Below are 21,412 nucleotides of genomic sequence, written 5' to 3'. Positions count from 1 at the left end.
GTCTGTCGAGCCGTAGACCGTCGTTTGCGCGTCATCCGATCATGGAGACGTGGCCGCGACGCCTGGCCGCCCGAGGAGGATGACGATGAGCCCCGTATCGCTGTGGAACGCACACGCCCCCGAATTCGTGAGCGACCCGTTCGTCGTCGAAGATCGTGCCGACGTCATCGTGGTGGGTGCGGGCCTCACGGGCCTCATCACGGCCACCCTGCTGGCCCGCGCGGGCGTCGATGTGCTCGTGCTCGAGGCACGCACGCCCGGGGCCGTGACATCCGGAAACACCACCGCCAAGATCAGCGTCCTGCAGGGCACGAAGCTGTCGACCATCCTGTCCCACCACTCCGAGAAGCTGGGCCGCGCGTATGTCGAGGCCAACACCGACGGGCAGGCCCTTCTGCTGGCCCTGTGCGCCGAGTGGGGAGTCCCGGTGGATATCCGGGACTCCTACACCTATGCGGTGTCCGACAAGGGGCTCACACAGGCGCGCAAGGAGTTCGAGGCCAACGAGAAGCTCGGTCTGGGTGTCGCGTGGGTCGAGACATCCGAGCTGCCCTATGACATCAAGGGTGCCGTGCGAATGCCTGACCAGGCGCAGTTCGACCCCATGGACTTCATCCCCGCAGCCATCGCCGACATCCGGGCGCACGGCGGCCGTGTGGTGTCGGGCGTGCGCGTGACGGGCGTCGACGTCGAATCGCCCACCCTCGTCGAGACCGAGCGTGGCGACGTGCACGCCGAGAATGTCGTCTTGGCGACGGGCATCCCGATCCTCGACCGTGGCGGCTACTTCGCCAAGGTCGCCCCCACACGCTCCTATGCCATCGCCTTCACGGGTGCCTCGACGATCCCCCAGGGCATGTACCTCTCAGCCGACACCCCGAGCCGTTCGGTGCGCCAGGCGACAGTGGATGGCGTGGACTACCTCGTCGTCGGCGGCAACGACCACCCGGTCGGCCGCGGTGGTTCGCAACGCGAGAAGGTCGAAGACCTCGTGAGCTGGACGGAGGAACACTTCCCGGGTGCGGAGGTCGCCTACTCGTGGTCGGCCCAGGACTACAGTTCGCACAACCAGATCCCGTTCGTCGGGGCGCTCCCCCGGGCGCGCGGCAAGGTCTACATGGCCACGGGCTACGACAAGTGGGGCATGACCAACGCGGCCGCGGCATCCCTGCGTCTGACGGCCGAATTGACGGATGCCGAGCAGCCCGGCTGGGCGAAGGTGTGGGGCACCCGCATTACGACGCCTTCCGACTTCGCCGAGGGTGCTCTGCACAACGCCGAGGTCGGTGTGGAGATCGTGAAGGGGTGGGCGCATGTGCTCACGGGTGCGCCCTCCGAGGCCCCGGCCGAGGGCGAGGGAGTGGTCACGCGCGCCTCGGATGGACTCGCTCCCGTCGGAACCTCCACGGTTGATGGAAAAACGTGTGCGGTCAGTGCCGTGTGCCCGCACCTCGGGGGTGTCGTGTCGTGGAACGACCAGGAGAGGACCTGGGACTGCCCGTTGCACGGTTCCCGCTTCACGGCGCAGGGTCATCTGCTCGAGGGGCCGGCAGTGAAGGGTCTTGCGGTGCACGAATAAAGTCGCAACGGGAGGGGCCGGTCGGCGGCCTATTCCGCCAGAAAGTCGTCGCCCGGCGTCGCTCGTGTTCGAGCCGCCGGGCGTCGTCGTGCGGGCACACGTGAGCTGTCGTACACCTGGGATGAGTTGCGCGTCAAGTCGATCTATGCACAGGTTAACGGCACGTTGTGAACATTCAAGGTCTGATCGAAAGAGTTTTCCACCGCCCCCCTGTGCACTCTAAATACCCTGTTCAGAAGCAATTTAATTCTCGAAAGTTTCTTGTTATCCACAGTTTTCCACACAGGTTGTGCACACAGCATCCGGCGTTTCGCCCATGTTATGCACATAGTTATCCACAGGCATATTTGCTGTGGAGAGACGGCTGTCCCTAGTGTGGGGCAGCGCCTCGTTCCCGAGCGAAGACGTGAGAACGAATCACCGATCCCGCACTGTCAGCGGTCGGAGGTTTACTAGAGCCGACGCCGCACCCGAAGCGACACGCTGCTCCAGCATCCGTTGATCGTTCCGCGCCTGTGGCGCCCCGAAAACCACGTGTGCACCAGGGAAGGAGACCAGAGTGTCAATCGCCCACCTCGGCCTCGCAGATGATCGCTCGGGCTCGAACCCGTCCTACGGTTCAGACCGCACCCCGCCGCACGACCTGCTGGCCGAGCAATCCGCCCTGGGCGGCATGCTCCTCTCGAAGGACGCCGTCGCCGACGTCGTCGAGGTCGTGCGCGGCCCCGACTTCTACGTGCCCAAACACGAGATCATCTTCGACGCCCTGCTCGCGTTGTACTCGCAGGGCGAGCCCACCGACGTCATCGCCGTCACCGACGAGCTCATCAAACAGGGCGAGCTGTCGCGCGCCGGCGGCGCTGACTACCTGCACACGCTGACGAGCCTCGTGCCCACGGCCGCGAACGCCGGGTTCTATGCCTCCATCGTCGCCGAGCGCGCACTGCTGCGCCGCCTCGTCGAAGCAGGCACGCGCATCGTGCAGATGGGTTATGCCGGCGAGGGCGAAGTGCTCGACCTCGTCAACAACGCCCAGGCCGAGATCTATGGCGTCACCGGCTCGACCGAGAGCGAAGACTACGTGCCGCTCAGCGACGCCGTGGGCGCAGCGTTCGACGAGATCGAGGCCGCCAGCGGAACCGACGGCCAGATGGCGGGTGTTCCCACGGGCTTCATCGAGATGGATGACCTCACCAACGGTTTCCACCCGGGCCAGCTCATCCTGGTCGCCGCCCGCCCGGCATTGGGTAAGTCCACGTTGGCTCTCGACTTCGCGCGCGCCGCCGCCATTCACAACGACCAGCCCACCATCGTCTTCTCGCTCGAAATGGGTCGCAGTGAGATCGCCATGCGACTGCTTTCGGCTGAGGCATCCGTGCCCCTGCAGAGCATGCGTAAGGGAAACGTCGACCAGCGCGACTGGACCAAGCTCGCGTCGACGCGCGGAAAGATCAACGACGCTCCCCTCTACATCGACGACAGCCCCAACATGACGCTCGTCGAGATCCGCGCCAAGTGCCGGCGCCTCAAGCAGCGCGTGGGCCTCAAGATGGTCGTCATCGACTACCTGCAGCTCATGACGAGCGGTAAGCGCGTCGAGAGCCGCCAGCAGGAGGTCTCCGAGTTCTCACGTGCGCTCAAGCTGCTCGCCAAAGAACTCAAGGTGCCCGTCATCGCGCTGTCGCAGCTGAACCGTGGCCCCGAGCAACGTGCCGACAAGATGCCCGCCATCAGCGACTTGCGCGAGTCCGGTTCGCTCGAGCAGGACGCCGACATGGTCATCCTGCTGCACCGTGAGAGCGCCTACGAGAAAGACAACCCGCGCGCGGGCGAGGCCGACCTCATCGTCGCCAAGCACCGTAACGGCCCCACGCGCACCGTCACCGTGGCGTTCCACGGCCACTACTCGCGCTTCGCGGACCTCGCGCCGGGCATGTAGCTCGGCGCGCGCCGTCTCCCGCGCGATCGGCACACCGCCCCCGCTCAGCGCGAGCGCGTAGGATGGATGCATCCCCCCCCGACGAGAAATGAGGCGCCGCACGTGGCACGATCCGCTGTCGCTGAGCCCACGAGCTCGCGTTACTGGATCGCTCTCGTGGTCCGTGCCGTGCTCGCGCTCGTCATCGCCGCCGTCGTGACCTTCTCGGCCGACCACTCCCCCGAATTCGGGCTCACGGTCTTCGCCCTGTTCGCGCTTCCTTCGGGCATCGCAACAGCGGTCCTGGCGCGTCGTGCCGAAGCGGGCAGCCACGTCGACGCGCTGAGCATTCGTCTCATCATGATTTCGGGTGCCCTCACGGCCGTCGCCGGCATTATCGCGTTGATCGTGCGCAGCAACGGCACCAGCGCGCTCATGTGGCTCATCGTCCTCTGGGCCGCCATCACGGGCGCCACCGAGTTCATCGCCGGCGTGCGCGCTCGCAAGACGCTCGCCGCCGCCCGCGAATGGCTCGCCGCCGGAGCCTTCGGGCTCATCCTCGCGATCGCCGTGCTGCTGGTGCCCGGCGGCCTCGACCAACACTTCGTCGGCCCCGACGGCGTCGAGCGCTCGCTCACGTCCGCGGTCGTCACCGTCGGCATGTTCGGCGCCTACGCCGCCGTGCTCGGCGTCTACCTGCTCATCGGCGGGCTCTCCCTCAAATGGGGCGCCTCGGCCGATCGACGCACCGAAGCTACACCCGTGGAGTCCTCCTCATGAGCAAACCGTCCCGTCGCGAGATCCTGAAACCGATCGAACTTCTCGTGATGGCCGCCATCGCGGCCGTTTTCACCGGCGTGATCGTGCTCATGTCCACGCGGGAGCCCGTCATCGCCCTCGTTGCCTTCGGCGTGGCGTTCGTGGTCACGCTCGTCGTCATCGCCATGTTCGTGTTGTCGATCAAACCCGACGACATCGAGCGCCACGAGATCGACGACGAAGACAACGAGTCCCCGGTCTCTCCTCACTAATCACTGGCACACACAGAAGAAGCCCCGACCGCATCCAGTCGGGGCTTCTTCCTATTCAGCGTTCAGAACTCAGGCCTGCGGCAACCGGTCCACCAGCTCGTCGGCCAACCCCACGTACGTGGCGGGCGTCAGCGCAACCAGACGCGCCTTCGCGGCATCCCCGATGTCGAGCTTCTCGACGAAGGCGACCAGGTCGTCGCGCCCGATGCGCTTACCCCGGGTCAGATCCTTCAGCATGGCGTAGGGGTCGTCGATCGACGAACGCCCGGCAACCACCTCGGCGCGGATGACGGTCTGGATGGCCTCGGCGAGAACCTCCCAGTTGTGGTCGAGGTCGTAGGCCAGGGCATCGCGGTCGAGGTCGATCTCGCGCAGGCCGCGCGCCAGGTTGTCGAGCGCCAGCAGCGAGTGCCCGAGACCCACGCCGATGTTGCGCTGCGTGGTCGAGTCGGTGAGGTCGCGCTGCAGCCGCGAGGTGACGAGCGTGGCCGCCAACGAGTCGAGCAGGGCGCTCGACAGCTCGAGGTTGGCCTCGGCGTTCTCGAAGCGGATGGGGTTGATCTTGTGCGGCATCGTGGACGAACCGGTCGCACCGGCGACGGGGATCTGCCGGAAGTAGCCGATCGAGATGTACGTCCAGATGTCGGTCGCCAGGTTGTGCAGCACGCGGTTGGCGTGCGAGACCCGGTTGTAGAGCTCGGCCTGCCAATCGTGCGATTCGATCTGCGTGGTCAGCGGGTTCCACGTGAGCCCGAGCGATTCGACGAACTCCTGCGAGATGGTGGTCCAGGATGCGTCGGGGTCGGCTGCCACATGTGCCGCGAACGTTCCCGTGGCGCCCGAGAACTTGCCGAGGTATTCGGTGCCCTCGATCTGAGTCTCGATGCGGCGCAGGCGCCAGGCGGTGACCGCCAGCTCGCGGCCCATGGTGGTGGGCGTGGCCGGCTGCCCGTGCGTGCGGCTCAGCATGGCGTCGGCGCGGAAGGCCTGCGCCTGACGGGTCAGCTCGGCGATCACGCCGCGGTAGGCCGGCAGCCACACCTCGCGCACGGCCAGCGAGACCGTCAGCGCATAGCTGAGGTTGTTGATGTCTTCGCTCGTGCAAGCGATGTGGGTCAGCTCGGCGATGGACGCCAGCCCGAGTTCGTCGAGGCGGTGCCGCACGAGGTATTCGACGGCCTTCACGTCGTGGCGCGTGACGGCTTCCTTCTCGGCCAGCCAGTCGATGTCGGCCTGCGAGAACTCGGTGTAGAGCGCGCGCAGGCTCTCCTTCTGCGCCGCCTCGAGCGGCGACGAGCCGAACATGCTGTGGTCGGTCAGGTAGATCAACCATTCCACCTCGACCTGCACGCGTGCCCGGTTGAGACCGGCCTCGCTCAGGTATTCGCCGAGCGGCTGCACCGAGGCCCTGTAGCGGCCGTCGAGCGGGCTGAGCGGCTGAGGGGGAAGTGAGGTCATCGGAGGGCTCCCTGTCGGATGGCGGGTTCGAGTTGGCGGAAGAGGTGCTTGCACGCCTGCTCAATCATCCCAAGAACCTGGTCGAACATCGCATCGTCCGAATAGTAGGGGTCTGGCACGTCTGTGAGGTGCGCCTGCCGCGAGTCGAAGCTCAGCAGCATCTGCACCTTGCTGCGCTCGCCTTCGGTGGGCGCCCAGGCCTTGAGGATGCGGTCATGGCTGCGGTCGAGGGCCACCACGAGGTCGAGTTTGCCGAACTCACCGGGATCGAACTGTTTCGCGCGGTGCGCCGAGCCGTCGTAGCCGCGCCGGGCGAGAGCTGCCACGGTGCGGTGGTCGGCCTGCTCACCCACGTGCCAGTCGCCCGTGCCGGCCGAGGTGGTGACGACGTATTCTTCGAGCCGCGCCGCGCGCACCAGCGAGCGGAACACGACCTCGGCCATGGGCGAGCGGCAGATGTTGCCGGCGCACACGAAACTGACGCGGTAGGGGACGATCTCTTTCTGCGGGGGCTCGGCGTCGAGGTCGGCCGTCTGGCCGGTCAACTCAGCGTCGACCTTCGTTCAACTGGGGCTTCAGGATGGCCCCGAAGATCCAGTTGATGATGCCCAGCACGAGGGCGCCGAGCACACCCCACCAGAAGCCGTCGATGGTCAGCCCGAAGCCGAACCACGACGTGACGCCGGCGGTGATGAGCAGCAGGATGCCGTTCACGATGAACGAGATGAGCCCGAGCGTGAGGATGTAGAGGGGGAACGCCACAATGCGGATGAGTGTGCCGATGATCGCGTTCACGATTCCGAACACCAGCCCGACCACCAGATAGGTGACGACCGTGGGCAGGATGCCGTCGTCATAGGGGGTGACATGCACGCCGGCCACGATGAGGGTCGTGAGCCAGATCGCCACGCCGTTGATCACGATCCGTATCAAGAATTTGCCCATGGAACCCACTATCCCATCGGCCTCCCGTCGTGACAAAGCTGTTATTCGCCCGCTGGCCGTATTCCGTGCTCGGAATCTCAGCGCCGTAGAATCGCACAATGACCTCCGCCGAACGACGACCCGTCAAGTTGCGCCCGGAAATCGTCGCCCTGCCCCCGTATAAGCAGGGCAAACCGGCTCCCGTCGACGCCTACAAGTTGTCGAGCAACGAGAACCCTTACCCTCCCCTAGACGGTGTGATCGAGCAGGTCGTGCGAGCGACTTCCTTCAACCGCTATCCGGATGCCACAGCGCTCGCCGTGCGCGAGGTGCTGGCCGAGCGCAATGGCGTTTCGGTCGACGAGGTGCACATCGGTGCCGGTTCGGTGTCGATCATCAGCCAGCTCATCAGCGCGGCCGCGGGAGCGGGCGACGAGGTCGTCTACCCCTGGCGCTCGTTCGAGGCCTACCCGGGTCTCGTCACGGTCGCGGGGGCGACGAGCGTGCAGGTCCCACTGAAAGCGGATGATTCGCTCGACCTCCCGGCGCTCGCCGAGGCCGTGACCGAGCGCACGCGTGTCGTCATCGTCTGCTCGCCCAACAACCCCACGGGCACGGTTGTCGGCGCGGCCGAGTTCGCCGATTTCATGGAATCCATCCCCGACGACCTGCTCGTCCTCCTCGACGAGGCCTACTACGAGTTCATCGACCGCGAAGACGCCGTCGACGGTCTGGCGCTCACGGGTCGCTATCCCAACCTCGTGGTGCTGCACACCTTCTCCAAGGCCTACGGGCTGGCCGGGCTGCGCATCGGCTGGGCGATCGGGCCCGTCGACATCCTCAACGCAGCGCGCGCGAGCGCCATCCCGCTGTCGGTCACCGAACCCTCGCAGGTCGCCGCCCTCGCATCCCTCGAGCGCGACTCCGAGCTGGCCGAGCGCGTGTCGCACATCCGCGCTCGCCGCAATGTCATCCGCGACGGCTTCCTCGACCGCGGCCTGCGCGTCCCAGAAGCGCAGGGCAACTTCATCTGGCTGGGCGCCGGTGACGAGACCGACCGCGTGCAAGACATCCTCTTCTCCCACGGCATCGTGGCGCGCGCCTTCCCCGGTTCCGGCGTGCGCATCAGCATCGGCGAGGAGGAGTCGATCGTGAGCCTGTTCCGCGCGGCCGACGAGATCGCCCAGCTGCTCCCTGCCGCACATCCCCTCTCGACGTTAGGTTAGAACGGTGACAGTACCTCTTCATGAACAGGCTTCGCCTGCCGTGCAGTTCTTGTCGACGGACGGCGTTTTCAGCGTCTCCGAGCAGAGCGAGCAGTACGCTCCCTACCTCGAGCGTCTGACCGAGGCCGACCACCGCCGGTTCTACCGCGACATGTCGGTCGTGCGCGCATTCGACGTCGAGTCGGCCAACCTGCAGCGTCAGGGTCAGCTGGCGCTCTGGGTGCCGAGCTTCGGGCAGGAGGCCGCCCAGGTGGGTTCGGCCCACGCCGCCCGGCCGCAAGACCACCTGTTCCCCTCTTATCGCGAGCACGCCGTGGGCTTCGTGCGCGGCATCGACCTGCTCAACGTGCTGCGCCTGCTGCGCGGTGTCACGCACGGCGGCTGGGATCCGAAGGACCCGACCAACGGCAACTTCCACCTCTACACGCTCGTCATCGGTTCGCAGACGCTGCACGCCACGGGCTATGCACTCGGGCAGAAGCTCGACGGCCGCACCAACACGGGCAACCCCGAGACCGACGAGGCCACCATGGTCTACTTCGGTGACGGTGCCACGAGCCAGGGGGATGTCAGCGAGGCGCTCGTCTTCGCGTCGAGCTACCAGACCCCGCAGGTGTTCTTCCTGCAGAACAACCACTGGGCCATCTCCGTGCCCGTCACGACGCAATCGCGCACCCCGTTGCACCGCCGCGGCGATGGCTTCGGCGTGCCCAACGTGCAGGTCGACGGCAACGACGTCCTCGCGAGCTTCGCGGTCACGGCCAAGCATCTCGACGATGCGCGCTCCGGTCAGGGCCCGCAACTCATCGAGGCGCTCACCTACCGCATCGGCGCGCACACCACGAGCGACGACCCCACTAAGTACCGCACGCAGGAAGAGCTCGACTCGTGGGTGGCCAAAGATCCCATCGCGCGCTTCGAGGCCTACCTGCGCTCGCAAGATGCCCCGCAGTCCTTCTTCGACGATGTGGATGCCGAGGCCAAAGACTTCGCGTCCGACATCCGTCGCCGCACCCTGGCCCTCGAGACGCCCGACATGAGCCTCATGTTCGACCACGTCTACTCCGAGCCGCACCCGCTCCTCGAGGAACAGAAAGCGTGGCTCACCCAGTACGAGAACTCGATGAACGGCGGGGAGTCCGCATGAGCGACACGATGACCAATACTCAGGCCGCCGGCGGCAGCGGAGCCGAGGCCCCGCGCGGCGTCGAGAACCTGCCCATGGTGAAGGCCCTCAACGCCGGGCTGCGCCAGGCCATGCTCGACGACCCGCGCGTGCTCATGATGGGCGAGGACATCGGTCGCCTCGGCGGCGTCTTCCGCGTGACCGAGGGCCTGCAGCCCGAGTTCGGAACCGACCGCGTGCTCGATACGCCCCTCGCCGAGTCCGGCATCATCGGCACGGCCATCGGTCTGGCCATGCACGGTTTCCGCCCGGTGTGCGAGATCCAGTTCGACGGTTTCATCTACCCCGGTTTCGACCAGATCACGTCGCAGCTGGCGAAGCTCACCAACCGGCACGAGGGTCAGCTCAGCATGCCCCTCGTCATCCGCGTGCCCTACGGCGGGCACATCGGCGCGGTCGAGCACCACCAGGAGAGCCCCGAGGCCTACTTCGCGCACACGCCGGGCCTGCGCGCAGTCAGCCCGTCGACACCCAACGACGCCTACTGGATGATTCAAGAGGCCATCGCCTCCAACGACCCCGTCATGTTCTTCGAGCCCAAGAGCCGCTACTGGCCGAAGGGTGAGGTCGACTTCTCGTCCTCGGCCGTGCCGCTGCACGCGTCGCGGGTCGTGCGCACGGGCACCGACGTCACGCTCGTAGGCCACGGCGCCATGGTCACGGTGTTGTTGCAGGCGGCCGAGCTCGCCGCCGCCGAGGGCACTTCGGTCGAGGTCGTCGATCTGCGCTCCCTCTCCCCTGTCGACTACGGTCCCGTCGTCGACAGCGTGCGCAAGACCGGCCGCGCTGTCGTCGCGCAGGAGGCTTCGGGCTTCGCCTCGATCGGATCCGAGATCGCGGCCACCATCACCGAGCGCGCGTTCTATTCGCTGGAGGCGCCCGTCCTGCGCGTGTCCGGGTTCGACACGCCGTTCCCGCCCGCCAAACTCGAGGGTTTGTTCCTGCCCGACGCCGACCGCATCCTCGAGGCCGTCGATCGGTCGTTGGCCTACTAGCCCGGCAGGCCACCACCCAGTCGGCCTCGCGCCGGCGATCCCCGCTTCACCCGCACCGCCCCGAGCGGCACGCACGCACCGAATGGACTAACTCATGAGCGAGATGCGCTTTCCTCTTCCCGATGTGGGCGAGGGCCTGACCGAAGCCGAGATCGTGTCGTGGAAGGTCGCGCCCGGCGACCACGTGGCGCTCAACCAGGTGCTGGTCGAGATCGAGACGGCCAAGTCGCTCGTCGAGCTGCCGTCCCCGTTCGTCGGAACGGTCGGCGAGATCCTCGTCGACGAGGGCACGACGGTCGACGTGGGCACGCACATCGTCACCATCCAGTCGGGCGAGTCGGCGGATGCCGCAGCCACACCCCCCGCATCCGGCCCCGCTTCCTCTGCCACCGCCCCCTCCTCCGGTTCGGGCGGCGACAGCTCCTCTGCGGGCGCTGCGGGCGCAGCCGGCGTGGGCGACATCCCTTCGGCTGCAGCGGCCGCCGGTCCCGCCGAGAGCGCCCAGTTCCGCATGGCGGGCACGGCCGACGTCCCGGCCACACTGGCACAGGCGGAAGCGCAGGCCGAAGCCTCCGCATCGGCCCAGCAGTCCGTCTCCGACACGCGCGACTCCATCGCCTCCGAGGAGCCCAAACAGGGCAGCGTCCTGGTCGGCTACGGCACGGGCGGCCAGGTCTCCAGTCGCCGCACGGCCACCTCACGTCAGAACCTCCGCCCCGCTCCCCCGGCTTCGGTGCTGGCATCGGTGCCGGCCGCTGCGGCCGTCCCCATCATCGTCAAGCCGCCCATCCGTAAGCTCGCCAAGGACCTGGGTGTCGCGCTCGACACGCTCGAGGGCACCGGTCTCGCGGGCGAGATCACGCGTGACGACGTCGTGCGCGCGGCCAGCCAGCCGAAGGTCTTCCGCAACATCGAGACACCCGAGTGGGCGCCCGAGCGCGAGGAGCGCATCCCCGTGAAGGGTGTGCGCAAGGCCATCGCCAACGCCATGGTGCAGTCGGCCTACACGGCTCCCCACGTGAGCTTGTTCGTGGATGTCGATGCCACCCGCACCATGGAATTCGTGAAGCGGTTGAAGGCATCCACCGACTTCGCGGGCGTCAAGGTGTCGCCGTTGCTCATCATGGCCAAGGCCATGATCTGGGCCGTGCGCCGCAACCCGATGGTCAACGCCGCGTGGACCGACGAAGAAATCATCGTGCGCCACTTCGTCAACCTCGGGGTCGCCGCGGCCACCCCGCGCGGCCTCATCGTGCCCAACGTGAAAGACGCTCAGGCGATGACGCTGCTCGAACTGGCCCGCGCCCTCGAGCAACTCACCCTCACGGCGCGCGACGGCAAGACGCAGCCCTCCGATATGCAGCAGGGCACCATCACGATCACCAACATCGGTGTCTTCGGCATGGACACGGGCACGCCCATCCTCAACCCGGGTGAGGTGGCCATCGTCGCCCTCGGCACGATCAAGCAGAAGCCGTGGGTGGTGGACGGCGAGGTGCGCCCCCGTTTCGTCACGACCCTGGGTGCCTCGTTCGACCACCGCGTCGTCGATGGCGACGTGGCCAGCCGCTTCCTCGCGGACGTCGCGGCCATCATCGAAGAGCCGGCGCTGCTGCTCGACTGACGCCCCTCTTCCGCGCTCGAAAGCGCCTCGAAGATAACGGTAGAGCAACAATGACGTTACCCTGATCAGCGACTGATTCGGGGCTTCCTGAAGCCTCGAGCGCAGTGTCATTCGACCCGTATCGATGTCCCCCGAATAGGCGACACCGCCGCCCGTCGTTAGGCTGGACGACGGTCATGACGACCACACACCCAGTCCGCGACCGGGGTGCAGGGCCTCCGGGTCCGCGTGCCGCGGTCGTATGGTCCAGGGCGTTCTGGCCGGCTCCGAAGCAGCCAGACCGCGAACCCGTATCGCCGCGCCGAGTCCGTTCCGCAACGACTCGCGCGCCGCTTGATGTGGCGGGTTCCGACGCGCGCCCCGAGACCCGGCCGTGAGAAACGAAATGCGTTGCCCGCGCCCGGCGTCGGCAACGCGCTGGAGAACACGTGTCAGAAATGGTTGCCGTCAGCGCACGGAATCTATTCAAGGTATTCGGTCGAAAACCGCGGGAGGTGGTGAAGCGCCTCGCGGCGGGAAGTGCGCGCGACGAGCTGACCGGCCTCGGCACAGCCGCGGTCATCGACGCCTCGTTCGAGGTGAAGCAGGGCGAGATCTTCGTCGTCATGGGGTTGAGCGGTTCGGGCAAGTCCACGCTCATCCGCATGCTGAACGGTCTGCTCGAACCGACCTCGGGAGCGGTCGAGGTCATGGGTTCGCCCATCTCTGGCATCTCCGACGCCCAGTTGCGCGAGGTGCGCAAGAAGAACGTCTCGATGGTCTTCCAGCACTTCGCCCTCCTCCCCCACCGCAGTGTGCGCGACAACGTCGCCTACGGTCTCGAGATTCAGGGCATGCCCCTGGCCGAGCGCCGCGAACGGGCCGAGCGCATCATCCAGCGCGTGGGTCTCGACGGGTGGGCCGACAAGCTGCCGGCGCAGCTCTCGGGTGGCATGCAGCAGCGCGTCGGTCTGGCCCGCGCGCTCGCCGCCGACACCGACGTCCTGCTGATGGACGAGGCGTTCTCGGCTCTGGACCCGCTCATCCGGCGCGAGATGCAGGAGCAGCTCGTCGAACTGCAGGCCGAGCTCGGCAAGACCATCATCTTCATCACGCACGATCTCAACGAGGCCATGTTCCTCGGCGATCGCATCGCCGTGATGCGCGACGGCCGCATCGTGCAGGTCGGCACGCCCAACGACATCCTCACCGACCCGGCCAACGACTATGTGGCGCAGTTCGTCCAGGATGTCGACCGCGCCCGTGTGCTTACCGCCGCGGGTGTCATGGAGCCCGCCCGTTCGGTCGTCTCGGTGGCCGCCGGCCCGCGCGCCGCCCTCCGTGCCATGCGCGACCTGCAGACCTCCGCGGCGTTCGTCGTCGGCCCGGGTCGTCGCCTCCTCGGCGTGGTCCGCGACAAGGACGTGCTGCGTCTGGTCAAGGCCAACGAAACCGACCTCAGCACGATCATCCGCAACGACGCCGCCACGGTCACGGGTGACGTCCACCTGACCGACCTGTTCGAGAGCGCCGTCGAGAGCCCGCTGCCCGTCGCCGTGCTCGACGCCGAGAACCGTCTGCTCGGCGCCATCCCACGCGTCACTCTGCTCGCCGCGCTCGGAAACGTGCCGACGACGACATCCGAGCTCGACACCATCGACCCAGCGCCCAGCGTCTCGGTCGAGACCATCACCGAGACTTTGCGCGTCACGGCCCCGAACAGCAGCACAGAAGGGACCCTCGTATGAACGAGTTCCGCATTCCTCTCGGCGAGTGGGCCGAAAGCGTCGTCGATTTCATCACGGATGTCTTCGGCGGCTTCTTCTCCGTCCTGCGAGCCATCTTCGCCGCCCTCTACGACGCGGTGGACCTCGTGCTCGCGGCTCCCCCGTTCTGGGCCATCATCATCGTCGCGGTCGCGCTGGCGTTCTTCGTCCGCGGCTGGAAGTTCGCGCTCGGCTCGGCCGTCGGTTTCCTCCTGATCGTCGGCGTCGACCAGTGGGACAACGCCATGGATACCTTGGCGCTCGTCCTCGTGGCCAGCGCCATCGCGATCGCGATCAGCGTGCCGGTCGGCATCCTGGCGGCGCGTTCCGACACGGCGTCCAAGATCATCAAACCGATCCTCGACTTCATGCAGACCATGCCGGCCTTCGTCTACCTGATCCCGGCGCTCATCCTGTTCCGTGTCGGTGTCGTGCCCGGAATCGTGGCCACCATCATCTTTGCGATGGCTCCCGGTGTGCGGCTCACCGAGCTCGGCATCCGCGGTGTCGACAAGGAGGTCGTCGAGGCCGGTCAGGCGTTCGGGGCCTCCCCGGGTCGCATCCTCCGCCAGATCCAGTTGCCGCTCGCGATGCCCAGTATCTCGGCGGGCATCAACCAGGTCATCATGTTGTCGCTCTCGATGGTTGTCATCGCGGGCCTGGTCGGTGCTGGCGGTCTGGGCGCCGAGGTGGTCGCGAGCCTCGGTCGCGTCGATGTGGGTCTCGGCTTCGAGGCGGGTCTCGCGGTCGTCATCCTCGCCATCTTCCTCGACCGCCTCACGGCATCCTTCGGCACGCGTCGCGCTCGCCGCCCCTCTCGCTCGGAACGCGCAGCGGATGTCGCATCTCCCGCCCCCTCGAGCGCCCCTCTCCCCCCGGCCCCGGCTTCTGACGCCCGCACCCCGGCAGCTGCGTCGCGCTGACCCCGCGGCGCCCCTATACCCCCACCCCCGTCTTCTCTGACGGGACGAAAGGAAACAATGAAGAACCGCACCACAGCAACCCTCGCAACCGTCGCGCTCGCCGGAATGGTCGGCCTCGTCGGCTGTTCGTCCGGCACCGCCGAAACCCTCGACAACGGCGACCAGAAGGATGTCACGATCGCCGTCTTCCAGGGCTGGGACGAAGGGGTGGCCGCCAGCTACCTCTGGAAGGCCGTCCTCGAGGAGAAGGGCTACGACGTCGAACTCGAGGATGCCGACGTCGCCCCCGTCTATGAGGGACTCTCTTCGGGCGACTATGACCTCGTCCTCGACACGTGGCTCCCCCAGACCCACAAGACCTACATGGACCGTTACGGCAAGGATGTCACCGACCTCGGTGCCTGGAACGACGACGCCAAGCTCACCATCGCCGTGAACGAGGATGCCCCCATCGACTCTCTCGACGAATTGGCCGCGAACGCCGACCTCTTCGACAACCGTCTCATCGGCATCGAACCGGGCGCGGGTCTCACCGAGGCCACGCAGGAGAAGGTCATCCCCGGCTACGGTCTGGAAGACATGGAGTACCTGACCTCGTCGACGGCCGCCATGCTCTCCGAACTGAAGTCCCGCACGGATGCCGGCGAGAACGTCGTCGTCACCCTCTGGACTCCGCACTGGGCCTACGACGCCTTCCCCCTCAAGGACCTCGCCGACCCGCAGGGCACGCTGGGGGATGCCGAGAGCATCCACTCGGTATCCAGCAAGCAGTTCGGCGACAAGTTCCCCACGCTCGAGGGATGGATCAAGAACTTCACCATGGACAGCGACCAGCTGTACTCCTTGGAGAACGCCATGTTCAACGAGAACTCCAGCGACGACTACGAGCCCATCGTGGCGAAGTGGATCGAGGACAACCGCGACTACGTGGATTCCCTGACGAAGTAGTAGCGCAGACGTAACACCCCCAGGGTTCACTACCCGCTTGAAAGGCCGTACTCACTGAGTGCGGCCTTTCTCGTTCAACAGAGCGGCAGCGTTGCCCGCGTATCCCCGCCATTCCGCGGATACACGGGGCAGCCGGGGCATCCCGAAAATTCTTCAGAAGTTTTTCCAGAATCACTTTTCCCCGGTAAACAACCCATTCCTGTCCTCATCGTGCCCGTCGAAAAGGCCCGTGTGACAGAAATGGCTTTTACGGCCTCTGAATCTGTCGTACAGTAGACAAGTTGCCGGGGACGGAAGCCGAAAGGCCCAGAACCGAAGTCAACCAAAACCCCCGCTGAGAAGCACAAAATCCGATTACGGATCATCGTGTCAGCGTGGAAAACCCACACAACGAAATCTTCGATGTGAATCAGTCTGCCTGAAAATGACAAACCGGTTCGATTTGACAAGACTTCAAGATGTGGTAGGTTAGAGAAGTTGCCCTGATGAACTGCCTTCGGGTGGGTTTGTTGGGAGCGTCTGATCTTTGAGAACTCAACAGCGTGCACAATGTCAAATGCCAAATAACCTCGGCATCCTTTTTAGGGTGTTTGAGATTTCTTTGAGATTGAAAATGAATGTCAGTTGATATTCGGATTTGGTCAGATTGAACTCGTGTGGATTGTTCGCCTATTCCGGTGGCTTTTCGCACATCTGAATGTGCCGTCGCTTCTTTGGGAGTGGCTGGCAAATAAACATTTACGGAGAGTTTGATCCTGGCTCAGGACGAACGCTGGCGGCGTGCTTAACACATGCAAGTCGAACGATGAAGCCCAGCTTGCTGGGTGGATTAGTGGCGAACGGGTGAGTAACACGTGAGTAACCTGCCCTTGACTCTGGGATAAGCGCTGGAAACGGCGTCTAATACCGGATATGACAACCGACGGCATCGTCTGGTTGTGGAAAGAATTTTGGTCAAGGATGGACTCGCGGCCTATCAGCTTGTTGGTGAGGTAATGGCTCACCAAGGCGACGACGGGTAGCCGGCCTGAGAGGGTGACCGGCCACACTGGGACTGAGACACGGCCCAGACTCCTACGGGAGGCAGCAGTGGGGAATATTGCACAATGGGCGAAAGCCTGATGCAGCAACGCCGCGTGAGGGACGACGGCCTTCGGGTTGTAAACCTCTTTTAGCAGGGAAGAAGCGAAAGTGACGGTACCTGCAGAAAAAGCACCGGCTAACTACGTGCCAGCAGCCGCGGTAATACGTAGGGTGCAAGCGTTGTCCGGAATTATTGGGCGTAAAGAGCTCGTAGGCGGTTTGTCGCGTCTGCTGTGAAATCCCGAGGCTCAACCTCGGGTCTGCAGTGGGTACGGGCAGACTAGAGTGCGGTAGGGGAGATTGGAATTCCTGGTGTAGCGGTGGAATGCGCAGATATCAGGAGGAACACCGATGGCGAAGGCAGATCTCTGGGCCGTAACTGACGCTGAGGAGCGAAAGGGTGGGGAGCAAACAGGCTTAGATACCCTGGTAGTCCACCCCGTAAACGTTGGGAACTAGATGTGGGGACCATTCCACGGTCTCCGTGTCGCAGCTAACGCATTAAGTTCCCCGCCTGGGGAGTACGGCCGCAAGGCTAAAACTCAAAGGAATTGACGGGGGCCCGCACAAGCGGCGGAGCATGCGGATTAATTCGATGCAACGCGAAGAACCTTACCAAGGCTTGACATATACGAGAACGGGCCAGAAATGGTCAACTCTTTGGACACTCGTATACAGGTGGTGCATGGTTGTCGTCAGCTCGTGTCGTGAGATGTTGGGTTAAGTCCCGCAACGAGCGCAACCCTCGTTCTATGTTGCCAGCACGTAATGGTGGGAACTCATGGGATACTGCCGGGGTCAACTCGGAGGAAGGTGGGGACGACGTCAAATCATCATGCCCCTTATGTCTTGGGCTTCACGCATGCTACAATGGCCGATACAAAGGGCTGCAATACCGCAAGGTGGAGCGAATCCCAAAAAGTCGGTCCCAGTTCGGATTGAGGTCTGCAACTCGACCTCATGAAGTCGGAGTCGCTAGTAATCGCAGATCAGCAACGCTGCGGTGAATACGTTCCCGGGCCTTGTACACACCGCCCGTCAAGTCATGAAAGTCGGTAACACCCGAAGCCAGTGGCCTAACCCTTGTGGAAGGAGCTGTCTAAGGTGGGATCGGTAATTAGGACTAAGTCGTAACAAGGTAGCCGTACCGGAAGGTGCGGCTGGATCACCTCCTTTCTAAGGAGCATATGGCGCCTCTTCGTTGAGGTGTCCAGAGCCGCGATCGAGACGAATGTTCTCGCGTGGTGCTCATGGGTGGAACATTGACATTGACATCATCGTGAACGTGTTCACGGCGAGTACGTCTTCTTCGGGAGATTGGAAAGCTGTGGCAGGGGAGTGGTGGTGTATGCACGCTGTTGGGTCCTGAGGGACCAGAAACGTGAAGGCCTCCTATTGAGGGGGATTTGCGGGACTGACTCTTACGGACCTTTTTGGTCTGGGACCTGGGTTGATCGGCATTACTAGCCGGTTGGGCAGGTACCGCCCGTACTTTGAGAACTACACAGTGGACGCGAGCATCTTAGATGCGGAACTTTATGTTCCGTGTCTTGATAAACACAATGATTTATCCAACACTTCGGTGTTGGTGATCCATTGGTCAATTTCTTACGAGAAATTCGATTCGAACTCATGTGATTTCAAGTTTCTAAGAGCAAACGGTGGATGCCTTGGCATCTGGAGCCGAAGAAGGACGTAGTAATCTGCGATAAGCCTCGGGAAGCTGATAAACGAGCTGTGATCCGAGGATTTCCGAATGGGGAAACCCCGCCAGGCCCTTTGGGTGACCTGGTGACTCCCGCCTGAATATATAGGGCGGGTAGAGGGAACGGGGGGAAGTGAAACATCTCAGTACCCTCAGGAAGAGAAAGCAAAAGCGATTCCGTGAGTAGTGGCGAGCGAAACCGGAACAGGCTAAACCGATTATGTGTGATATCCGGCAGGAGTTGCATGGTCGGGGTTGTGGGACTTTTCTTTTCTGTCTGCCGATGGAGAAGGGTTAGAGCGCTGTATAGACGAATGATTTTGAATGATCAGTCAGAGAGGGTGCGAACCCCGTAGTCGAAATGCAGTTATCGCCCGAAGAGTATCCCAAGTAGCACGGGGCCCGAGAAATCCCGTGTGAATCTGTCAGGACCACCTGATAAGCCTAAATACTCCCAGATGACCGATAGTGAACAAGTACCGTGAGGGAAAGGTGAAAAGTACCCCGGGAGGGGAGTGAAATAGTACCTGAAACCGTTTGCTTACAAACCGTTGGAGCCTCCTTGTAGGGGTGACAGCGTGCCTTTTGAAGAATGAGCCTGCGAGTTAGCGATATGTGGCGAGGTTAACCCGTGTGGGGTAGCCGTAGCGAAAGCGAGTCTGAATAGGGCGATTCAGTCGCATGTCCTAGACCCGAAGCGAAGTGATCTATCCATGGCCAGGTTGAAGCGACGGTAAGACGTCGTGGAGGACCGAACCCACTTCAGTTGAAAATGGAGGGGATGAGCTGTGGATAGGGGTGAAAGGCCAATCAAACTTCGTGATAGCTGGTTCTCTCCGAAATGCATTTAGGTGCAGCGTTGCGTGTTTCTTGCCGGAGGTAGAGCTACTGGATGGCCGATGGGGCCCAAAAGCTTACTGACGTCAGCCAAACTCCGAATGCCGGTAAGTGAGAGCGCAGCAGTGAGACTGTGGGGGATAAGCTTCATAGTCGAGAGGGAAACAACCCAGACCACCAACTAAGGTCCCAAAGCGCGTGCTAAGTGGGAAAGGATGTGGAGTTGCACAGACAACCAGGAGGTTGGCTTAGAAGCAGCCACCCTTGAAAGAGTGCGTAATAGCTCACTGGTCAAGTGATTCCGCGCCGACAATGTAACGGGGCTCAAGCACGCCACCGAAGTTGTGGCATTTATATTTTAGCCCGGCCCACTTGTGGGTCCAGGCGTATGGATGGGTAGGAGAGCGTCGTGTGGCGAGTGAAGCGGCGGTGTGAACCAGCCGTGGACGCCACACGAGTGAGAATGCAGGCATGAGTAGCGAAAGACGGGTGAGAAACCCGTCCTCCGAAAGACCAAGGGTTCCAGGGCCAGGCTAATCCGCCCTGGGTAAGTCGGGACCTAAGGCGAGGCCGACAGGCGTAGTCGATGGACAACGGGTTGATATTCCCGTACCGGCGAAGAACCGCCCAAACTAATCCAGTGATGCTAAGAGTCTGAATCCTTGTCACTGATCCCTTCGGGGTGACGGTCAAGGCCTAGCGCTCGACCCTATGCTGGTGCGGTTAGCGTATTAACAGGTGTGACGCAGGAAGGTAGTCGGTCCTAGGCGATGGTTGTCCTAGGCCAAGGTTGTAGGCCGAGAGATAGGCAAATCCGTCTCTCATCAAGGCTGAGAACTTAAGGGGAGCCCGTAAGGGCATGATCCGATGATCCTATGCTGCCAAGAAAAGCATCGACGCGAGGTTCTAGCTGCCCGTACCCCAAACCGACTCAGGTGGTCAGGTAGAGAATACTAAGGAGATCGAGAGAATCGTGGTTAAGGAACTCGGCAAAATGCCCCCGTAACTTCGGGAGAAGGGGGGCCTAAGGCGTGAATGGACTTGCTCCAGTAAGCGCTGCAGGGCCGCAGAGACCAGTGGGAAGCGACTGTTTACTAAAAACACAGGTCCGTGCTAAGTCGCAAGACGATGTATACGGACTGACGCCTGCCCGGTGCTGGAAGGTTAAGAGGAACGGTTAGCCGTAAGGCGAAGCTGAGAATTTAAGCCCCAGTAAACGGCGGTGGTAACTATAACCATCCTAAGGTAGCGAAATTCCTTGTCGGGTAAGTTCCGACCTGCACGAATGGCGTAACGACTTCCCAGCTGTCTCAACCGCGAACTCGGCGAAATTGCACTACGAGTAAAGATGCTCGTTACGCGCAGCAGGACGGAAAGACCCCGTGACCTTTACTACAGCTTGGTATTGGTGTTCGGTGTGGCTTGTGTAGGATAGGTGGGAGACTGTGAAGCGGGCACGCTAGTGTTCGTGGAGTCATCGTTGAAATACCACTCTGGTCACTCTGGATATCTAACTTCGAACCGTAATCCGGTTCAGGGACAGTGCCTGGTGGGTAGTTTAACTGGGGCGGTTGCCTCCCAAAAAGTAACGGAGGCGCCCAAAGGTTCCCTCAACCTGGTTGGCAATCAGGTGGCGAGTGTAAGTGCACAAGGGAGCTTGACTGTGAGACTGACAAGTCGAGCAGGGACGAAAGTCGGGACTAGTGATCCGGCAGTGGCTTGTGGAAGCGCTGTCGCTCAACGGATAAAAGGTACCTCGGGGATAACAGGCTGATCTTGCCCAAGAGTCCATATCGACGGCATGGTTTGGCACCTCGATGTCGGCTCGTCGCATCCTGGGGCTGGAGTAGGTCCCAAGGGTTGGGCTGTTCGCCCATTAAAGCGGTACGCGAGCTGGGTTTAGAACGTCGTGAGACAGTTCGGTCCCTATCCGCTGCGCGCGCAGGAAATTTGAGAGGATCTGACCCTAGTACGAGAGGACCGGGTTGGACGAACCTCTGGTGTGTCAGTTGTTCCGCCAGGAGCACCGCTGATTAGCTACGTTCGGGATGGATAACCGCTGAAAGCATCTAAGCGGGAAGCCGGCCTCAAGATGAGATTTCCATGCCTTCGGGCGAGAGGCTCCCAGCCAGACGACTGGGTTGATAGGCCGGATGTGGAAGAGAGGACTAAAGACTCTCGGAGCTGACCGGTACTAATAAGCCGATAACTTGATAATCACCCACCCCCT

Annotated in this window: 14 protein-coding genes and 2 rRNA genes; 13 read left to right on the top strand and 3 right to left on the bottom strand. The window is 63.3% G+C overall.

Annotated elements, in window-relative coordinates; genetic code table 11:
- Positions 1-85: 85 nt before the first annotated feature.
- From ACZ6IE_RS14175 to ACZ6IE_RS14160, 4 genes are all read left to right on the top strand, one after another.
- Positions 86-1,579 (top strand): FAD-dependent oxidoreductase, encoded by a 1,494-nt coding sequence (locus tag ACZ6IE_RS14175; protein ID WP_464608488.1) that lies wholly within the window; start codon positions 86-88, stop codon positions 1,577-1,579.
- Between the two features lie 559 nt (positions 1,580-2,138).
- On the top strand, positions 2,139-3,518 hold the full coding sequence (gene dnaB, locus ACZ6IE_RS14170; protein WP_077054646.1) for a replicative DNA helicase: 1,380 nt from the start codon (positions 2,139-2,141) through the stop codon (positions 3,516-3,518).
- 102 nt (positions 3,519-3,620) lie between these two features.
- The gene (locus ACZ6IE_RS14165; protein ID WP_464608487.1) at positions 3,621-4,277 is read left to right on the top strand and encodes a DUF308 domain-containing protein; all 657 of its coding nucleotides are present in this window, start codon (positions 3,621-3,623) and stop codon (positions 4,275-4,277) included.
- Entirely contained in the window at positions 4,274-4,528 is a 255-nt protein-coding gene (locus tag ACZ6IE_RS14160) for a hypothetical protein (protein ID WP_464608486.1), read from the top strand. Before ACZ6IE_RS14165 ends, ACZ6IE_RS14160 begins: the two co-directional genes overlap by 4 nt.
- Positions 4,529-4,597: 69 nt before the next feature.
- On the opposite strand, the gene purB is transcribed toward ACZ6IE_RS14160, so the two are convergent.
- From purB to ACZ6IE_RS14145, 3 genes are all read right to left on the bottom strand, one after another.
- Positions 4,598-5,986 (bottom strand): adenylosuccinate lyase, encoded by a 1,389-nt coding sequence (purB, locus tag ACZ6IE_RS14155; protein WP_464608485.1) that lies wholly within the window; start codon positions 5,984-5,986, stop codon positions 4,598-4,600.
- Entirely contained in the window at positions 5,983-6,429 is a 447-nt protein-coding gene (locus tag ACZ6IE_RS14150) for a low molecular weight protein-tyrosine-phosphatase (protein WP_083710153.1), read from the bottom strand. Before ACZ6IE_RS14150 ends, purB begins: the two co-directional genes overlap by 4 nt.
- A gap of 103 nt (positions 6,430-6,532) precedes the next feature.
- Complete coding sequence (locus ACZ6IE_RS14145) at positions 6,533-6,931, bottom strand: phage holin family protein (protein ID WP_077055531.1); 399 nt, start codon at positions 6,929-6,931, stop codon at positions 6,533-6,535.
- Positions 6,932-7,029: 98 nt separating this feature from the next.
- Between ACZ6IE_RS14145 and ACZ6IE_RS14140 the strand changes: the two genes are divergently transcribed.
- The 9 genes from ACZ6IE_RS14140 (at position 7,030) to ACZ6IE_RS14100 (ending at position 21,400) form a co-directional block, all read left to right on the top strand.
- Positions 7,030-8,136, top strand: a complete 1,107-nt coding sequence (locus tag ACZ6IE_RS14140; protein WP_464608484.1) for a histidinol-phosphate transaminase — start codon at positions 7,030-7,032, stop codon at positions 8,134-8,136.
- A 4-nt stretch (positions 8,137-8,140) separates the two neighbouring features.
- Entirely contained in the window at positions 8,141-9,283 is a 1,143-nt protein-coding gene (locus ACZ6IE_RS14135; RefSeq protein WP_464608483.1) for a thiamine pyrophosphate-dependent dehydrogenase E1 component subunit alpha, read from the top strand.
- 74 nt (positions 9,284-9,357) lie between these two features.
- On the top strand, positions 9,358-10,317 hold the full coding sequence (locus ACZ6IE_RS14130) for an alpha-ketoacid dehydrogenase subunit beta (RefSeq protein WP_464608646.1): 960 nt from the start codon (positions 9,358-9,360) through the stop codon (positions 10,315-10,317).
- 94 nt (positions 10,318-10,411) lie between these two features.
- Positions 10,412-11,941 (top strand): dihydrolipoamide acetyltransferase family protein, encoded by a 1,530-nt coding sequence (locus ACZ6IE_RS14125; protein ID WP_464608482.1) that lies wholly within the window; start codon positions 10,412-10,414, stop codon positions 11,939-11,941.
- Positions 11,942-12,378: 437 nt separating this feature from the next.
- Complete coding sequence (locus ACZ6IE_RS14120; protein ID WP_464608645.1) at positions 12,379-13,668, top strand: quaternary amine ABC transporter ATP-binding protein; 1,290 nt, start codon at positions 12,379-12,381, stop codon at positions 13,666-13,668.
- Complete coding sequence (locus ACZ6IE_RS14115) at positions 13,665-14,609, top strand: ABC transporter permease (RefSeq protein WP_464608481.1); 945 nt, start codon at positions 13,665-13,667, stop codon at positions 14,607-14,609. Before ACZ6IE_RS14120 ends, ACZ6IE_RS14115 begins: the two co-directional genes overlap by 4 nt.
- A 57-nt stretch (positions 14,610-14,666) precedes the next feature.
- Positions 14,667-15,557 carry a glycine betaine ABC transporter substrate-binding protein gene (locus ACZ6IE_RS14110; protein WP_464608480.1) on the top strand — a complete coding sequence of 297 codons (891 nt, stop codon included), beginning with the start codon at positions 14,667-14,669 and terminating at the stop codon, positions 15,555-15,557.
- Between the two features lie 737 nt (positions 15,558-16,294).
- Positions 16,295-17,816: ribosomal RNA gene (locus ACZ6IE_RS14105) — 16S ribosomal RNA — on the top strand.
- Between the two features lie 462 nt (positions 17,817-18,278).
- Positions 18,279-21,400, top strand: a 23S ribosomal RNA gene (locus ACZ6IE_RS14100).
- Together the 16S and 23S rRNA genes form the textbook arrangement of a ribosomal RNA operon.
- Positions 21,401-21,412: the final 12 nt, after the last annotated feature.

This window comes from Okibacterium sp. AC114 (genome assembly GCF_979253355.1).
Note: the sequence above shows the minus strand (reverse complement) of the source record. Positions and strands in the feature narration are given on the sequence as shown.